Below are 16,218 nucleotides of genomic sequence, written 5' to 3'. Positions count from 1 at the left end.
CTCTCAGTGAGCTGCGTCGGCGATGTGCTGTGTACCGATCCGCTTACGGAACACCCAGTAGGTCCAGCTCTGGTAGAGCAGCACCAAGGGCGTCGCGATCGCCGCACACCACGTCATGATCTTCAGCGTGTACGGACTCGATGATGCGTTCGTCACCGTAAGGCTCCACTCGGGGTTGAGTGAAGACGGCATGACGTTGGGGAAGAGCGTCAGGAAGAGCATCGCCACCGCCGCGGCGATCGTGATGCCCGAGAGCGCGAACGACCAACCCTCGCGCCCCACCTTGATCGCCCCGATCGCACCGACCAGCGCCACGACGGCGACGACCATGGCGACCAGGCTGCCGCCGTCGCCCTTGTCCACCTGGGTCCAGATCATGAAACCGAGCCCGAGCACGGCCGAGCCGAGACCCAGCTTCAGCGCGAGCGCCCTCGCCCGGGCCCGGATGTCGCCGACCGTCTTGAGCGCGGCGAAGACCGCCCCGTGGAAGGTGAAGAGGGAGAGGGTGACCAGGCCGCCGAGGATCGCGTACGGGTTGAGAAGGTCCCCGAAGGTGCCGACGTACTCCATGTCCTGGTCGATCTTCACGCCGCGGACGATGTTGCCGAAGGCGACGCCCCAGAGCACGGCCGGGATCAGGGAGGTCCAGAAGATGGCCTCCTCCCAGTTGCGCTGCCAGTTCTCCTCGGGCCGCTTCGCCCGGTACTCGAACGCGACACCGCGCACGATCAGACAGACCAGGATGATCAGCAGCGGCAGATAGAAGCCGGAGAAGAGGGTCGCGTACCACTCGGGGAACGCGGCGAAGGTCGCGCCGCCGGCGGTCAGCAGCCACACCTCGTTGCCGTCCCAGACGGGACCGATGGTGTTGATCAGAACGCGCTTCTCCGAGCGACCCCGGGCGAGCAGCTTGGTCAGGACGCCGATCCCGAAGTCGAAGCCCTCGAGGAAGAAGTAGCCGATCCAGAGGACGGCGATGAGTACGAACCAGACGTTGTGGAGTTCCATGCCTCGATCTCCTGAGCCTCAGTACGAGAAGGCCATGGGCCGGTCGGGGTCGCGGTGGTCCCCGCCGATCTTGGTGGGCGGGTTGAGGTCGTCCTCGGTGAGCTCGGGCGGTCCGGCCTTGACGTACTTGACCAGCAGCTTGACCTCGATCACCGCGAGCACGGCGTAGAGCAGGGTGAAGACGATCATCGACGTCAGCACCTCGCCCTGGGAGGTACCGGGGGAGACCGCGTCCCGGGTGCGCAGCACGCCGTAGACGACCCAGGGCTGGCGGCCCATCTCGGTGAAGATCCAGCCCCAGGAGTTGGCGATCAGCGGGAAGGCCATCGTCCAGAGGGCGACGATCCAGTACCACTTGGCCAGGCGGGGGCTGAGAGCCTTCCGCTTGAACAGGACCAGATTCGGCACCTCGTCCTCACCGGTCCGCATCCCCGGCGACAGCATGAACTTCTTGCGGGTCAGCCAGAGGCCGATCATGCCGATGGTCAGCGAGGCCATGCCGAAGCCGATCATCCAGCGGAAGCCCCAGTAGGCGACGGGGATGTTGGGCCGGTAGTCGCCGGGGCCGAACTTCTCCTGCTCGGCCTTGTTGATGTCGTTGATGCCCGGGACGTAGGAGCTGAAGTCGTCGTTCGCGAGGAAGGACAGCAGTCCCGGGATCTCTATGGCCACCTTGTTGTGGCCCTGGTCGACGTCGCCGTAGGCGAAGATCGAGAACGGCGCCGGCGCCTCGCCGTCCCAGAGCGCCTCGGCGGCGGCCATCTTCATCGGCTGCTGCTTGAACATGACCTTGCCGAGCAGGTCACCGCTGATGGCCGTGCCGAGCCCGGCGATGATCAGCGTGATGAGGCCGAGCCGCAGGGAGGTCCGCATCACCGGGACGTGCTTCTTGCGCGCCAGGTGGAAGGCGGAGATGCCCACCATGAACGCGCCGCCGACCAGGAACGCGGCCGTCATGGTGTGGAAGAACTGGGTGAGGGCGGTGTTCTGGGTGAGCACCAGCCAGAAGTCGGTGAGCTCGGCCCGGCCCCGCTCCTCGTTGATCCGGTAGCCGACGGGATGCTGCATCCAGGAGTTGGCGGCCAGGATGAAGTACGCGGAGAGGATCGTACCGATCGACACCATCCACATGCAGGCCAGATGGATCCTCTTGGGGAGCTTGTCCCAGCCGAAGATCCACAGACCGATGAACGTGGACTCGAAGAAGAAGGCGATCAGCGCCTCGAAGGCCAGCGGGGCACCGAAGACGTCACCGACGAAGCGCGAGTAGTCGGACCAATTCATACCGAACTGGAACTCCTGCACGATGCCGGTGACGACACCCATCGCGATGTTGATCAGGAAGAGCTTGCCCCAGAACTTCGTCGCCTTGAGGTACTTCTCCTTCTCCGTACGCACCCAGGCGGTCTGCAGACCGGCGGTGAGCGCGGCGAGGGAGATCGTCAGCGGAACGAAGAGAAAGTGGTAGACGGTGGTGATGCCGAACTGCCATCGCGCCAGAGTCTCTGGCGCCAGAGCTAGGTCCACGTCGTCTTCTCCTTACATCGCCACGGGCACGAGGGCAGTTTGCCCCTTTAATCCCACCAATCTCGGCACGAACGAGACACGCTTGTGAACGCGTTCACATTCACAAGCATTATGGCTCATACGAAATCCGTACGTAAGACCGGGGGTACCCCTACCAAAGGTCACCCCTTCCCAGGGCCTTCAACATATTGTTGAATCCAGGGCATGACCCTTCAGATCCGCATCTCCTGGCCGGCCGGGCACACCACGGCCACCCTCGAAGAAACCCCCACGAGCAAGGCGCTCGTGGGGGTTCTCCCGATCTCGTCCACCGCCCGGACCTGGGGCGAGGAGGTCTACTTCGACACTCCGGTCTCCACCGCGGTCGAGTCCGACGCGCAGCAGGTGGTGGAGCCGGGCACGGTCGCCTTCTGGACCGAGGGCGACGCACTCGCACTCCCCTACGGCCCCACCCCGATATCCCGGGGCTCCGAATGCCGGCTCGCGAGCCCGTGCAACCTCCTGGGCTCGCTCGACGGCGATCCGCGCGTCCTTGCCACCGTCAGGGACGGCGACCCGATCCGCGTCGAGCGCGTCGAGGACTGACCGACCGCCCTCGACCCACTCCCACCGGGCTGATCAGCCCTCCTTGCGGAAGCCCTCCGTCGTCTTCAGGAACAGGTCGTTCGCCTCGCACTCACCGATCGTGACGCGCACGCCCTCACCCGCGAACGGCCGCACCACCACGCCGTGCCGCTCGCACTCCGCCGCGAAGTCCATCGTCCGCTCACCGAGCCGCAGCCAGACGAAGTTCGCCTGGGTGTCCGGCACGGTCCAGCCCTGGGCCACGAGCCCCGCACGGACCCGCTCGCGCTCGGCCACCAACGAGCCGACCCGCCCCAGCAGTTCGTCCTCGGCCTGCAGCGAGGCCACCGCCGCGTCCTGCGCCAGCTGGCTCACGCCGAACGGCACCGCCGTCTTGCGCAGCGCCGCCGCCACCGGCTCGTGGGCGATCGCGAAACCGACCCGCAGCCCGGCCAGGCCGTACGCCTTGGAGAACGTCCGCAGCACGGCGACGTTCGGCCGGTCGCGGTAGAGCTCGATGCCGTCCGGGATGTCGGCGTCGCGGACGAACTCGCGGTACGCCTCGTCGATCACCACCAGGACGTCGGAGGGCACCCGGTCCAGGAACCGCTCCAGCTCGGCCCGGCGCACCGCCGTGCCCGTGGGGTTGTTCGGGTTGCAGACGAAGATCAGCCGGGTCCGGTCGGTGATCGCCGCGGCCATCGCGTCGAGGTCGTGCACCTCGCCGTCGGTCAGCGGCACCTGCACCGAGGTCGCCCCGCTGATCTGCGTGATGATCGGGTACGCCTCGAAGGACCGCCAGGCGTAGATGACCTCGTCGCCCGGGCCCGAGGTGGCCTGGAGCAGCGACTGCGCGACACCGACCGAGCCGGTGCCGGTGGCCAGGTGCGAGAGGGGGACGTCGAAACGGTCGGCGAGCTCCGCCATCAGGCCGGTGCAGGCCATGTCCGGGTACCGGTTGAAGTTCGAGGCCGCGGCCAGCGCGCTCTCCATCACGCCCGGCAGCGGCGGATACGGGTTCTCGTTGGAGGACAGCTTGAAGGCGACCGGACCGCCCGCGGCGGCCGGCTTGCCCGGCTTGTACGTGGGGACGCCGTCCAGCACGGCGCGCAGCTTCGGGCCGCCCGCGCTCGTCCCGCCGGTCTCGCTCACTGAACTCACTGTGGTCCTCCTCGACCGTCCGTACCACCAATACTCCTCACCTTATGAGGATTCGCCTCCGCTGCGAATGGGCTGTGGACAACGGGTCGGACAAGCTGTGGACAACAGGGGGAGCGCGGCCATGGGTGGCGCGCGCCGGTGGCGGGCGCCGTGGCGCGCATCCCCCGTAGAGGTGAGTTGAGACCTCTTCGAGACATCGGCTCTGTGGCAGGTCCATGCGTTTCGACAACCGTAGATCACACCCGCGAGGCCTTAAGTCCCTTGGTTTCGCAGGTACTTGGCGTGGTTTGATCATGCAGAATCGTGCCTGTCAACGAGTGAATATGCGACCGGCCCAACCACCCGCCCTCGCCCTACTATCGGCTCGCCATGACAGCAGCAGGGAAGCACCAGGTGAGCCGGGCACAGACCCGGGGAAGCCGGCAGGGACGAGCGGGCATCCGGGACGTGGCCGCCGCCGCCGGGGTCTCCATCACGACTGTCTCCGACGCGCTCAACGGCAAGGGCCGGCTCCCGGACGCCACCCGCCGCCACGTCCGCGAGGTCGCAGACCGGCTGGGCTACCGCCCATCCGCGGCGGCCCGCACGCTCCGTACCGGCAAGTCGGGCCTCATCGGCCTGACCGTGACGACCTACGGGGATGAACCTTTCACCTTCACCGAATTCGCGTACTTCGCGGAGATGGCCAGAGCCGCCACATCCGCCGCGCTCGCGCGCGGCTACGCCCTGGTCATCCTGCCCGCCACATCCCGCCATGACGTCTGGTCGAACGTCGCCCTCGACGGCACCGTCGTCATCGACCCCTCCGACCACGACCCGGTCGTCACCGAGCTCGTCCGCCAGGGTCTCCCCGTCGTCTCCGACGGACGCCCCGCCGGCACGCTCCCGGTGACCGCCTGGGTCGACAACGACCACGAAGCCGCCGTCCTCGACCTCCTCGACCACCTCGCCGACGCCGGCGCCCGCCGGATCGGCCTGCTCACGGGCACCACCACCGACACCTACACCCGCCTGTCCACCACCGCGTACCTCAACTGGTGCGAGCGGGTCGGACAGGACCCCGTCTACGAGGCCTATCCGGCGCACGACCCGTGCGCGGGCGCCGTCGCGGCCGACCGGCTGCTCGCCCGCCCGGACCGACCCGACGCCGTCTACGGACTCTTCGACCCCAACGGAACCGATCTGCTGGCGGCGGCCCGCCGCTACGGACTGCGCGTCCCGGACGATCTGCTGCTGGTCTGCTGCAGTGAGTCGACCGTCTACGCGAACACCGAACCGCCCATCACGACCCTCTCGCTCAAGCCCCGAAGGATCGGCACGGCCGTCGTCCAGCTCCTCATCGACGCCATCGAGGGGATCGACACCGACGGACCGGTCGAGCAGGTCATACCGACCGAACTCATCGTCCGGACGTCCTCCCAGAGGCGTTCGCCGCGCACGACGGTCAGCCCGCCACGGTCACCCTCGAAGGACTAGCGAACGATCAGTACCGGCCGGAATCCGGGCCGGGCAGGGCCCAAACCCAGCCCAGCCCGGTCCCGACCCTGGCCTGGACCTTCTCAATTCGGGCGAAACAACCGGTGAACCCGGAGTGGACCCGGATTCACCACCCCTGGTGCGTCACACAGGCGGACCCTCATTCCTATGATGGGCGCACGACACCGCGGACCACCCCGACCAGGCCGGTCCGCGTTGTACAGGGCATCGCGACGGTGGTGGAGGGGTCGATGACTCAGGGGGCCGGGCAGGAACCCGTGGTCCGCACGGCGACATTGCGTGACTTCCGCGTACCGCCGTACGCCCGCGTGCCCGTGCAGGGCCACGCCACCGAGCCTCCCACCGGGACCCCGACCGGCGCCTTTGCCGAGCCCGGTGCATACCCTGAGCCCGCCCCGAACGGCGCCGTTCCGGAGCCCGGCGCGTTCCCCGAACCGCGCCCCCTCCCCGAGCCCGGCGCCTACCTCGAACCCGACGCCCCGGTCGAGCACGGCGTTCGCTTCGAACCGCGCCCCGTCCGCGAACCCGTCGTTCCCGCCGGGTCGCTCGACCCCACGCTCCACCTCCCCCTCGCCGTCGGCATGTCCTCCATCGTCGCCGTCGCGACCGGCCACCCCGGGAACGCCTTCCCCGACGAGGCCCTGCCCGACGGCTACACCCCCACCGAGCGCGATCTCCCCGTCATCAATCGGGGTGACACCGTGCAGGTCCTGGTCGACCCGGAACAGGCCCCCGCGCCCGCCCCGGCCGCCGAGGGCCCGGGCCCGCTCTTCGTCGTCGGTGACGTCCACGGCTATCTCGACGAGCTCATCGCCGCCCTCCGCGCCCAGGGCCTCATCGACGAGAACGGCGCCTGGTCCGCGGGCAACGCCCGCCTCTGGTTCCTCGGCGACTTCACCGACCGCGGTCCCGACGGCATCGGCGTCATCGATCTCGTCATGCGGCTGTCCGCGGAGGCCGCGGCCGCCGGTGGCTACTGCAAGGCCCTGATGGGCAATCACGAGCTGCTCCTGATCGGCGCCAAGCGCTTCGCCGACACCCCCGTCAACTCCGGTGCGGGCACCGCCACCTTCCAGGCGGCCTGGCTGCTCAACGGCGGCCAGAAGCACGACATGGACCGCCTCCAGGACGTGCACCTCCAGTGGATGTCCCGGCTCGACGCCGTGGTGGAGGAGGACGGGCACCTCCTGATGCACTCCGACACCACCGCCTACCTCGAGTACGGCAGCACCATCGAGGACGTCAACGAGACGGTCCACGAGATCATCAACCGGAACGACGCCGACGAGGTCTGGGACCTGTTCCGGAAGTTCACCAAGCGCTTCGCGTTCCGCGACGACGCGGGCCCGCAGGCCGTCCAGGAGCTGCTCGGCACCTACGGCGGCCGCCGCGTCGTGCACGGTCACAGCCCCATCCCGTACCTCCTCGGGCAGGTCGGAACGGAGGACGGCGAGGACGGATCGGGTCCGGTCGTCGACGGTCCGCATGTCTACGCGGACGGTCTGGCGATCGCCATGGACGGCGGTGTGACCATGGCCGGAAAGCTGCTGGTCGTCCAGCTCCCCCTGCAGGGCTGACGCATAACCCTGCGCATCCGGGGAAGTCGATTTCGGGAAACCCCCTGTCACCCTGTGCCGTAACCGCAATACCATCGGATCATCCGTAGCAGGCTCTCCTCCGTTTCCGCCCAACTGCCCGTTTCCCACGGTCAACCAGGCCTTACGGAGCATCGGGGGATGCACATGAACGTGGCTCCGCACCTGCTGACCGAGGACCGCGCCGAGTACGAGCGCATCCTCGGCGACGCATTGCGAAACGCGCACGACCGTCCGGATCTCGGCGTGGTCGGGAAACGGCTCACGCCCGAACAACTGCGCTCGATGGCCATGAGCGCGACGGCGCTGATCACCGCGGCCGCCGCGGTGGAGTACGACCACTTCGTCAAGGTCCGCGCGGAAGGCCGTGCGACGAGCGGTACGAGCGTGATGGACGCCGTTCTCGTGGCGGACGGGGACGGCGCGAGCGCGGGTCCCGGCGCGGGCATCGTCGCGGTCCTCACGGTCCTGGCACCGGTGCTCTCAGGCACCGCCGCGCTGATATTCCTGCTGGTCGGGGCCGTTCTGAAGGTGCTGGCACCCACGCTCGTGTTCGCCGACACGCTGCTGACGGCGGCCTGGTTCTTCGGCGCCGTCGCCGCCGCCGGGCTGCTCTGCGCGGCCGTCGGCCTCCTGGTGACCGCACTGCGCAACCGCTCCACGGAGGTGGCCGCGGGCGCCGGGGCCGGCGGCGAGCCGGACGACGAACTGTCCCGGGCCCGCGACGCCTGGCGCCGCGCCCTGCTGGAACGGGGCATCCTCCCGTTCCTGCGGGAGGCGCTGGCCGACCCCGCCGCGTACCCGGCCTCGCCCCTGCCGTCGCAGCCCTCGGACCGTACGGACCGCATACCGAAGATCGGCTACAGCGGACCGGACTTCTCGAGTCCGAGCGAGGGAGCCTCGGGAAGCCGACCCAGGTTCAGCAGCCCGGACTTCACCAGCCCGGACTTCGGCCCCCCGGAGCACCGGCCGGAGTGATCCGGGCAACGGCACGGCGGGCACGCGCCGCACGACCCCCCGTGGCCGTGCGGTCCGTACCCGCCCTGGACGTACCGATACGTGCGGCTACTCCGCCAGCGGGAGGTACACGCGGTTGCCGGCGGCCGCGAACTCCTTGGACTTCTCCGCCATCCCGGCCTCGATCTCCTGCGACCCGAGGTCGCCGCCGTGCTCGCGCCGGATGTCCTGCGAGATCTTCATCGAGCAGAACTTCGGGCCGCACATCGAGCAGAAATGCGCGGTCTTCGCGGGCTCCGCCGGCAGCGTCTCGTCGTGGAACTCACGCGCCGTGTCCGGGTCGAGCGCCAGGTTGAACTGGTCCTCCCAGCGGAACTCGAAGCGCGCGTCCGACAGCGCGTCGTCCCACTCCTGCGCCCCCGGGTGTCCCTTGGCCAGGTCGGCCGCGTGCGCCGCGATCTTGTACGTGATGACGCCGGTCTTCACGTCGTCGCGGTTGGGCAGGCCCAGGTGCTCCTTGGGCGTGACGTAGCAGAGCATCGCCGTGCCCCACCAGGCGATCATCGCGGCGCCGATGCCCGAGGTGATGTGGTCGTACGCCGGAGCGACGTCCGTGGTGAGCGGGCCTAGGGTGTAGAACGGCGCCTCCTCGCAGATCTCCTGCTGAAGGTCGATGTTCTCCTTGATCTTGTGCATCGGGACGTGGCCCGGGCCCTCGATCATCGTCTGCACGTTGTGACGCTTGGCGATCGTGTTGAGCTCGCCGAGAGTCTTCAGCTCCGCGAACTGCGCCGCGTCGTTGGCGTCCGCGATGGAGCCGGGGCGCAGACCGTCGCCCAGCGAGTACGTGACGTCGTACGTCGCGAGGATCTCGCAGAGCTCCTCGAAGTTCGTGTAGAGGAAGTTCTCCTTGTGGTGCGCGAGGCACCAGGCGGCCATGATCGAGCCGCCGCGCGAGACGATGCCGGTCTTGCGGCGGGCGGTCAGCGGCACGTAGGGCAGCAGCACGCCGGCGTGGACCGTCATGTAGTCGACGCCCTGCTCGGCCTGCTCGATGACCGTGTCCTTGTAGATCTCCCAGGTCAGCTCCTCGGCCTTGCCGTCGACCTTCTCCAGGGCCTGGTAGAGCGGCACGGTACCGATCGGCACGGGGGAGTTGCGCAGCACCCACTCGCGGGTGGTGTGGATGTTGCGGCCGGTGGACAGGTCCATGACCGTGTCGGCGCCCCACTTGGTCGCCCACGTCATCTTCTCCACCTCCTCCTCGATGGAGGAGGTGACGGCGGAGTTGCCGATGTTGGCGTTGACCTTCACCAGGAACCGCTTGCCGATGATCATCGGCTCGATCTCCGGGTGGTTGACGTTCGCCGGGAGCACTGCGCGACCTGCGGCGATCTCCTCCCGTACGACCTCGGGGGAGACGTTCTCGCGGATCGCGACGTACTCCATCTCCGGGGTGATCTCGCCCCGGCGGGCGTACGCGAGCTGGGTCACCGCGGCCCCGTCGCGGCCCCGGCGGGGCTGGCGCGGGCGGCCAGGGAAGACCGCGTCGAGGTTCTTGAGGCCACCGCGCGGCGAGGTGTGCTTGATGCCGTCGTCCTCGGGACGGACGGGGCGGCCCGCGTACTCCTCGGTGTCGCCGCGGCTGATGATCCAGTTCTCGCGCAGCGGCGGGAGGCCCCGCCGCACGTCGGTGTCGATGGTGGGGTCGGTGTACGGACCGGACGTGTCGTACAGCGTCACGTCCTTGCCGTTGGTGAGGTGCACCTGTCGGACAGGCACTCGGAGGTCGGGGCGCGAGCCCTCGACGTATCCCTTGTGCCAGCCCGGCTTGCGCTCGTCCTGGCTGGTGGCAGGCGTGCGTGCATCCTGAATGGTCATGAGACCGATCTCCCTACGCCGGCATTACCCGGTAACAGGTTCGGCGGTCGGCGCAGCCTCCTCCCGTACGTACATCAGTACGCGCGTACGGTGATCAGCGCCCTCTCAGCCCGGTGCTCCGAGCTCCCGCGTGTGCAAAGGTGCCACCACGCTAGCGTCAACCCGGGCGTGCTGAACAGTGGGCCCCCACCGTTCTTGCGATGATCTGTCGGTGACTTCCTCGCAGCAGACCCCGGAACCCGACGGCCACGATGGACATGGGGACGCCGGCCACGGGCACGGCCACAGCCACAGCCACGGGCCGGCGGCGCCGGTCTCCCGGCATCTGCGCAGAGTCATCGCCGCGGTCCTGATCCCGTTCGCCACGGCCGTGGTGGTCGGTCTTGTCGTGCTGTGGCCGGGCGGCACACCTGAGCACGAGCGCACCGGCGTCGGCTTCGACCGGCAGACCTACGCGGGCAAGGTCGTCTCGGTCGAGAAGGTCGACTGCAAGGATGTGAACGCCGCCCAGGTCCCGCCGACCGAGGACCCCTCCACACCTCAGGGCCGTGAGGCCGCCAACGCCCAGCAGGGGCAGTGCGAGAAGGCGACGATCGAGGTCACGGACGGCCCCGACAAGGGCCGCACCTTCATCGAGATCGTGCAGCCGGACGCGCCGCGTCAACTGGACGAGGGGCAGGGTGTGGTGGTGGCCTACGCGCCCGACGCCCCACGTGATCTGCAGTACTCGGTGACGGATGTGAACCGCAAGGTTCCACTCACCGTCCTCGCGCTGATCTTCGCGGTCGTGGTCGTGCTGGTCGGCCGGATGCGCGGAGTGATGGCGCTCATCTCGCTCGCCATCAGCTTCCTGATCCTGACCCTCTTCATCCTGCCGGCGATTCTTCAGGGATCGAACCCGCTGGTGGTGGCGGTGGTCGGGTCGAGCGCGATCATGCTGATCGCCCTCTACATGTGCCACGGTCTGTCGGCGCGCACCTCGGTCGCGGTGCTCGGCACCCTGATCTCGCTGCTGCTGATCGGGCTGCTCGGCTCGTACTTCATCAGCTGGGCGTCGCTCAGCGGCAACACGGACGACAACACCGGTCTGATCCACGGCCTGTACCCGGACATCGACATGTCCGGTCTGCTGCTCGCGGGCATCATCATCGGTTCGCTCGGCGTCCTCGACGATGTGACGGTGACGCAGACCTCGGCGGTGTGGGAGCTGCACCAGGCCGATCCCCGTATGGGACCGCGGGCGTTGTACCGGGCCGGGATCCGGATCGGCCGCGACCACATCGCGTCCGTGGTGAACACGCTGGTCCTTGCCTACGCCGGTGCGGCGCTGCCCCTGTTGCTGCTCTTCACCATCGCGCAGAGCAGTGTGGGGACGGTGGCGAACAGCGAGTTGGTCGCGGAGGAGATCGTCCGGACGCTCGTGGGATCGATCGGTCTGGTCGCCTCGGTGCCCGTCACGACCGTGCTCGCCGCGCTGGTGGTCTCCGCCGACCGGCCGGGCGATCCGGAGAAGCGTTCGTCCGGGGGTGGACGCCGGCGTCGGGCGAAGTGACTGCTCCGGAGCCCCTCTTTCGGCCCCGGAGGGCTCTTGGCGACGGGGCGCCGGGGGTGGTTCAGCCGGCGTTCTCCTCTGCCAGAATCCGGCCGAGCGCGGCTTCCAGGTTGTCCTCGAAGTCACCCAGCGTCCGTTCCTGACCGAGCGGAACCAACTTGTCCGTACGGTCGAGGAAGGCGACGAGCGGCGGGGCGCTGGCCCGGAACAGGGCGCGGTCGCTGCCGACCTGGAGCCGGATGGAGACGTCCGAGAGCGCCTCGGGATCGGTCGGCGCGATGTGCACATCGCCGTCGCCGCTCGGTCGGTTGATCCCGTCCAGCAGCAGTTCCCGCCCGAACGCCCAGGTCACGGGCGCGTCTCCGGGGAGATGGAAGGTCATCCGCACCGCGTAGGGATCCCGGGTCTCGTACCGGAGTTCCACCGGGATCCTGAAAGAGAGCTCCTCGGAGACGAGGAAGCTCATCAGGACCTCGGCCTGGACCGACTCTCGCATCTTGTACCCCGCAGTAGATGAAGCAGTTGTGTGCACACGGCTACTGAAGCTTTGATCGAAACGGCCAGGAATGATCCCCATGGCCTTGGTGACGCAATCGTGCTGTAAGCGCCAGCGGATCACAAGGAGTGATTTTTCAGATACTGATAGAGAAAGCGAAGGAGTTGAAGAGCCTTCCGATCTCATTCTGTAGTCGAGCGACTGCGGGCAGCAACCGTTCTGCCTGGTGAAGGGGTACGGAAATGGCCAGGGTGGCCGCCGTGGACCCCGCGGTGATGGGGATGGCCGCACAAACTGTGCCCAGTGCATATTCCTGACGTTCCACCAGGGGCTCCATTCGCCCCATACCGCCCAAACGCTCCAAAAGCACCCGCCGGTTACGCACCGTAAACGGAGTGATGGCCTCCACCGGATGGCGGTCGAGGTGGTCTTGACGACTCTTCAGATCGAGTTGACTGAGCAGACACTGACCGATCGCATGGGCGTGGCCGGTCTCTCGGAAGCCGGCCCACTCGTCCACGGCGGGGGCGGAGGGGGTGTCGGCGACGGCGACGAGCTCGATCTCGCCCTCGCGGTAGATCGCGAAGTAGATGGGGACGCCGATCTCGTCGCGCCAGTGTGCGAGTGAGTCTTCGATCTTGGTGCGACGATTCTGCAGAACTCCGCCGCCGGCCAGCCGACCGGCCGCGTCGCCGAACACGAACACACCCTTCTCGCGGCGCAGATAGCCCTCGTGCGTCAGGGTGCGGAGCAGGTGGTACGCGGTGGGAAGCGGGAGTCCCGCTTCGCGCGCGAGCTGTTTGGCGGGGGCTCCGTCCTCGTGGGAGCCCACGGCCTCCAGAAGTCTCAGCGCCCGCTGCACCGAGCCGATCAGGGTAGGGACGGCGGACTGCGTAGCCGTGGCCAAAGGTCACCCCCAGGCGTGGTGACGGGTGCCTCGCACCCGCCCGCGGGGGCCGCCCCCGCGCGCCCGCCGCGGCCTGGGGAACCGGTGGGGTCCGGTCAAGGACCCTCCCGGGACAGATGAAGAACCCGCAGGTCAGCGTGTAGGTCTACGCCAGTTTTCCCCGGGGGCGGCAGAGATTTCCACTCTAATGGCAGCCTCCAGGCACGGTCGCGGTTTCCCTCTCCGCATCCCTCGGCCGGGCTAACAGCGAGCAGCCCGGTCATACCGCTGGGTAGCTTGTGCTACCAATCCTCACGCGAGGTCGACGAGGCGGTGAACTTCCGTACGACGTAGATCAGTCCACCGACCAGGGCAACGAAGACCAGGACCTTGAAGAGCAGTCCGATCACGAACATCGCGATGCTGGTGATCAGGCCGCCGAAGACGACCAGGGCGATGAGCGGTATGGCGACCCACTTCACCCACCAGGGCATCCCCGCGAGAATCTCTCGTACAGCCATCGCGCTTACCTCGTCTCCCGAAGACCTCACTCCGCGCGCTCTGCGCCGAACACTGTCGATGCTAGGGGCGGCAATGGGGTCGACGGGGGCTTCGTGGCCCTTGATCTCCCCTGATCCGACCCCTAGGGGAGGTCAGGACTCCGGCGGCGAGAAGACCACCATGACCCGCAGGTCCTCGGTGATGTGGTGGAACTTGTGGGCCACCCCGGCAGGCACGTAGACCACGCTGCCGCGCGCGACCTGGGTCGTCTCCATCCCGACCGTGATCGCGGCCCGGCCGCTGACGACGAAGTACACCTCGTCCTGGCCGTGCGGCTGCTGCGGGTCGAGCGCCCCCGCGTCGAGCGCGTACAGACCGACCGACATGTTCCGCTCGCGCAGGAACTGGAGGTATGCGCCGTCGTTGGCGGCGCGCTCCGCCTCCAGTTCGTCCAGTCGGAATGCCTTCATCGTGCGTCCGCCCCTGCCATTGGCCCGATCATGTCTGCCACGATCAGACACATGAAGAATTTCGTAGTCAAGACGCTCGCGAACGCGGGCGCATTGGGAGTCGCCATCTGGCTGCTCCAGGACATCACCCTGACCGGTGACAGCACCGGCAAGAAGGCCTGGACGCTGATACTCGTCGCCCTGGTTTTCGGTCTGGTGAACTTCTTGGTGAAGCCGATCGTCAAGCTGATCTCACTTCCGCTGTTCTTTCTCACACTTGGCCTGATCACTTTGGTGATCAACGCCCTGATGCTGCTGCTCACCTCCTGGCTGGCCGACCAGCTCAATCTCAGCTTCCATGTCGAGGGCTTCTGGACCGCCGTCCTCGGCGGCCTGATCATCTCCATCGTCTCCTGGGCCCTCAACGTCGTTCTTCCCGATGGGGACTGAGTGCGGACGATGACGTACCGCGTCTGTTTCGTCTGCACCGGCAACATCTGCCGCTCGCCGATGGCCGAGTCCGTCTTCCGCGCCCGCGTGGAGGAGGCCGGCCTGGCGGAGGCGGTGGAGGTCGACAGCGCGGGCACCGGGGGCTGGCACGAGGGCCACTCCGCCGATCCGCGCACGGTCGCCGTCCTGGAGGACCACGGCTACGACTCCGACCACACCGCCCGCCAGTTCCGCGCCTCGTGGTTCCCGGCGCTGGATCTGGTGATCGCTCTCGACGAGAGCCATCTGCGGGAGCTTCGGCGACTCGCCCCGACCCCGGCCGACGTGGCGAAGGTGCGGCTGCTTCGCTCGTACGATCCGGCCGCCGACGAGCTCGACGTGCCCGACCCGTACTACGGCGGGACGGAAGGCTTCGAGGAGTGCCTGGAGATGGTGGAGGCCGCGAGCGAGGGACTCCTCGCCGCGGTACGCGAGCGTGTGGAGGAACAAGCGGTATGAGCAGGGACACGTTCAGGGGCGCCGAGGGCCTCGACGCCGTCGGCGACGGGACACGGGCGGTGCGCGCCGGGCTCCCCGAGCCGGTCAAGTACGAACCGACCCTGCCGGGGCCGGTGTTCGCCGCCCACTTCCACCTGCCGGGCGACCCCACCGGCCCCTACACCTACGGGCGGGACGAGAACCCGACCTGGACCCATCTGGAACGCGCCATCGGCGAACTGGAGGCACCGGGGGAGCCGGCTGTCGAGACGCTCGTCTTCGCCTCGGGCATGGCCGCGATCTCCGCCGTCCTCTTCTCCCAGCTCAAGGCGGGCGACACGGTCGTCATGCCGGACGACGGCTACCAGGCGCTGCCTCTCGTCCACGAGCAGCTCAGGGCGTACGGGATCGAGGTCCGCACCGCGCCGACCGGCGGCGACGCCCAGCTGGCCGTCCTGGACGGAGCCCGGCTGCTGTGGATCGAGACCCCGTCCAACCCGGGGCTCGACGTCTGCGACATCCGCCGCCTGGTGCGCGCGGCCCACGAACGCGGAGCGCTCGTCGCCGTCGACAACACCCTTGCCACGCCGCTCGGTCAGCGGCCCCTGGAGCTCGGCGCGGACTTCTCCGTCGCGAGCGACACCAAGGGCATGACCGGGCACGGCGACATCCTGCTCGGCCATGTCAGCTGCCGTGATCCGCTGCGGGCGGCGGAGGTACGACGCTGGCGCAAGATCGTCGGGGCCATCCCCGGCCCCATGGAGGCCTGGCTCGCGCACCGCTCCCTGGCCACACTCCAACTCCGCATCGACCGGCAGTGCACCTCGGCGCTCGCCCTCGCGGAGGCCCTGGGCGAGCGGGGTGACGTAACCGGGCTGCGGTATCCGGGGCTGCCCGGCGACCCCTCGCACCCGGTCGCGGCGACGCAGATGAAGCGGTTCGGGCCGGTGGTGTCCTTCGTCCTGCCCGACCGGGCCTGGGCGGAGCGGTTCCTCGACGGGCTGCGTCTCGTGGACGACGCCACCAGCTTCGGCGGGGTGCGCTCCACGGCCGAGCGGCGCGGACGGTGGGGCGGTGACTCCGTGCCGGAGGGCTTCATCCGCTTCTCCGTCGGTGCGGAGGACCCGGAGGACCTGATCGCGGACGTACTGCGCGCTCTCGACGGAGCCGGGAAGGCGGCCGGCTGACCTACGGCGCCCTGCGGCAGAGCCGCAGGG

At 68.4% G+C, this 16,218-nt stretch carries 16 protein-coding genes and 1 riboswitch; of the genes, 8 read left to right on the top strand and 8 right to left on the bottom strand.

Annotation, left to right across the window (positions count from 1 at the left end; all coding sequences use genetic code 11):
• Positions 1–3: 3 nt before the first annotated feature.
• On the bottom strand, positions 4–1,008 hold the full coding sequence (gene cydB, locus ACFC0D_RS22015; protein WP_376438417.1) for a cytochrome d ubiquinol oxidase subunit II: 1,005 nt from the start codon (positions 1,006–1,008) through the stop codon (positions 4–6).
• A gap of 18 nt (positions 1,009–1,026) precedes the next feature.
• Complete coding sequence (locus ACFC0D_RS22010) at positions 1,027–2,535, bottom strand: cytochrome ubiquinol oxidase subunit I (protein ID WP_376438414.1); 1,509 nt, start codon at positions 2,533–2,535, stop codon at positions 1,027–1,029.
• Positions 2,536–2,739: 204 nt separating this feature from the next.
• On the opposite strand from ACFC0D_RS22010, the gene ACFC0D_RS22005 reads away from it, so the two are divergent.
• The gene (locus tag ACFC0D_RS22005; RefSeq protein WP_376438412.1) at positions 2,740–3,120 is read left to right on the top strand and encodes a cyclophilin-like fold protein; all 381 of its coding nucleotides are present in this window, start codon (positions 2,740–2,742) and stop codon (positions 3,118–3,120) included.
• A 33-nt stretch (positions 3,121–3,153) separates the two neighbouring features.
• Here ACFC0D_RS22005 and hisC read toward each other — a convergent pair whose 3' ends face one another.
• Positions 3,154–4,251 (bottom strand): histidinol-phosphate transaminase, encoded by a 1,098-nt coding sequence (gene hisC / locus ACFC0D_RS22000; protein WP_376438514.1) that lies wholly within the window; start codon positions 4,249–4,251, stop codon positions 3,154–3,156.
• Positions 4,252–4,629: 378 nt separating this feature from the next.
• Between hisC and ACFC0D_RS21995 the strand changes: the two genes are divergently transcribed.
• The 3 genes from ACFC0D_RS21995 (at position 4,630) to ACFC0D_RS21985 (ending at position 8,330) form a co-directional block, all read left to right on the top strand.
• Positions 4,630–5,736: a LacI family DNA-binding transcriptional regulator gene (locus ACFC0D_RS21995; protein ID WP_137994523.1), complete on the top strand. Its 1,107-nt coding sequence runs from the start codon at positions 4,630–4,632 to the stop codon at positions 5,734–5,736.
• 251 nt (positions 5,737–5,987) lie between these two features.
• A complete protein-coding gene (locus ACFC0D_RS21990) occupies positions 5,988–7,334 on the top strand; it encodes a metallophosphoesterase (protein WP_376438409.1) in 1,347 nt (448 codons plus the stop codon).
• 159 nt (positions 7,335–7,493) lie between these two features.
• Positions 7,494–8,330, top strand: coding sequence for a hypothetical protein (locus ACFC0D_RS21985; protein ID WP_376438406.1), 837 nt, complete (start codon positions 7,494–7,496; stop codon positions 8,328–8,330).
• Between the two features lie 87 nt (positions 8,331–8,417).
• On the opposite strand, the gene thiC is transcribed toward ACFC0D_RS21985, so the two are convergent.
• The gene (gene thiC / locus ACFC0D_RS21980) at positions 8,418–10,190 is read right to left on the bottom strand and encodes a phosphomethylpyrimidine synthase ThiC (RefSeq protein WP_376438403.1); all 1,773 of its coding nucleotides are present in this window, start codon (positions 10,188–10,190) and stop codon (positions 8,418–8,420) included.
• Positions 10,184–10,330, bottom strand: a riboswitch (TPP riboswitch). Its footprint overlaps the gene before it by 7 nt.
• A gap of 71 nt (positions 10,331–10,401) precedes the next feature.
• Between thiC and ACFC0D_RS21975 the strand changes: the two genes are divergently transcribed.
• Positions 10,402–11,742, top strand: coding sequence for a YibE/F family protein (locus ACFC0D_RS21975; protein ID WP_376438400.1), 1,341 nt, complete (start codon positions 10,402–10,404; stop codon positions 11,740–11,742).
• Between the two features lie 61 nt (positions 11,743–11,803).
• Here ACFC0D_RS21975 and ACFC0D_RS21970 read toward each other — a convergent pair whose 3' ends face one another.
• The 4 genes from ACFC0D_RS21970 to ACFC0D_RS21955 form a co-directional block, all read right to left on the bottom strand.
• On the bottom strand, positions 11,804–12,238 hold the full coding sequence (locus ACFC0D_RS21970; protein ID WP_362369274.1) for an SsgA family sporulation/cell division regulator: 435 nt from the start codon (positions 12,236–12,238) through the stop codon (positions 11,804–11,806).
• A gap of 136 nt (positions 12,239–12,374) precedes the next feature.
• Positions 12,375–13,145 (bottom strand): IclR family transcriptional regulator, encoded by a 771-nt coding sequence (locus ACFC0D_RS21965; protein WP_376438397.1) that lies wholly within the window; start codon positions 13,143–13,145, stop codon positions 12,375–12,377.
• 281 nt (positions 13,146–13,426) lie between these two features.
• Entirely contained in the window at positions 13,427–13,645 is a 219-nt protein-coding gene (locus tag ACFC0D_RS21960; RefSeq protein ID WP_376438394.1) for a DUF5326 family protein, read from the bottom strand.
• Between the two features lie 132 nt (positions 13,646–13,777).
• Positions 13,778–14,095 (bottom strand): cupin domain-containing protein, encoded by a 318-nt coding sequence (locus ACFC0D_RS21955; protein ID WP_329118392.1) that lies wholly within the window; start codon positions 14,093–14,095, stop codon positions 13,778–13,780.
• A gap of 51 nt (positions 14,096–14,146) precedes the next feature.
• On the opposite strand from ACFC0D_RS21955, the gene ACFC0D_RS21950 reads away from it, so the two are divergent.
• From ACFC0D_RS21950 to ACFC0D_RS21940, 3 genes are read left to right on the top strand one after another with little or no spacing between them, the layout of a single operon-like run.
• Positions 14,147–14,524, top strand: coding sequence for a phage holin family protein (locus ACFC0D_RS21950; RefSeq protein WP_376438389.1), 378 nt, complete (start codon positions 14,147–14,149; stop codon positions 14,522–14,524).
• A 9-nt stretch (positions 14,525–14,533) separates the two neighbouring features.
• On the top strand, positions 14,534–15,022 hold the full coding sequence (locus ACFC0D_RS21945) for a low molecular weight protein-tyrosine-phosphatase (RefSeq protein WP_376438387.1): 489 nt from the start codon (positions 14,534–14,536) through the stop codon (positions 15,020–15,022).
• On the top strand, positions 15,019–16,188 hold the full coding sequence (locus ACFC0D_RS21940) for a cystathionine gamma-lyase (protein WP_376438385.1): 1,170 nt from the start codon (positions 15,019–15,021) through the stop codon (positions 16,186–16,188). The genes ACFC0D_RS21945 and ACFC0D_RS21940 overlap by 4 nt, the downstream gene beginning before the upstream one ends.
• The last annotated feature ends 30 nt before the right edge of the window (positions 16,189–16,218 follow it).

This window comes from Streptomyces sp. NPDC056222 (assembly GCF_042264065.1).
In the GTDB taxonomy this organism is placed as follows: Bacteria; Actinomycetota; Actinomycetes; order Streptomycetales; family Streptomycetaceae; genus Streptomyces.
The sequence above is the reverse complement of the archived record's forward strand: the minus strand, read 5'-3'. Positions and strand labels throughout refer to the sequence as shown.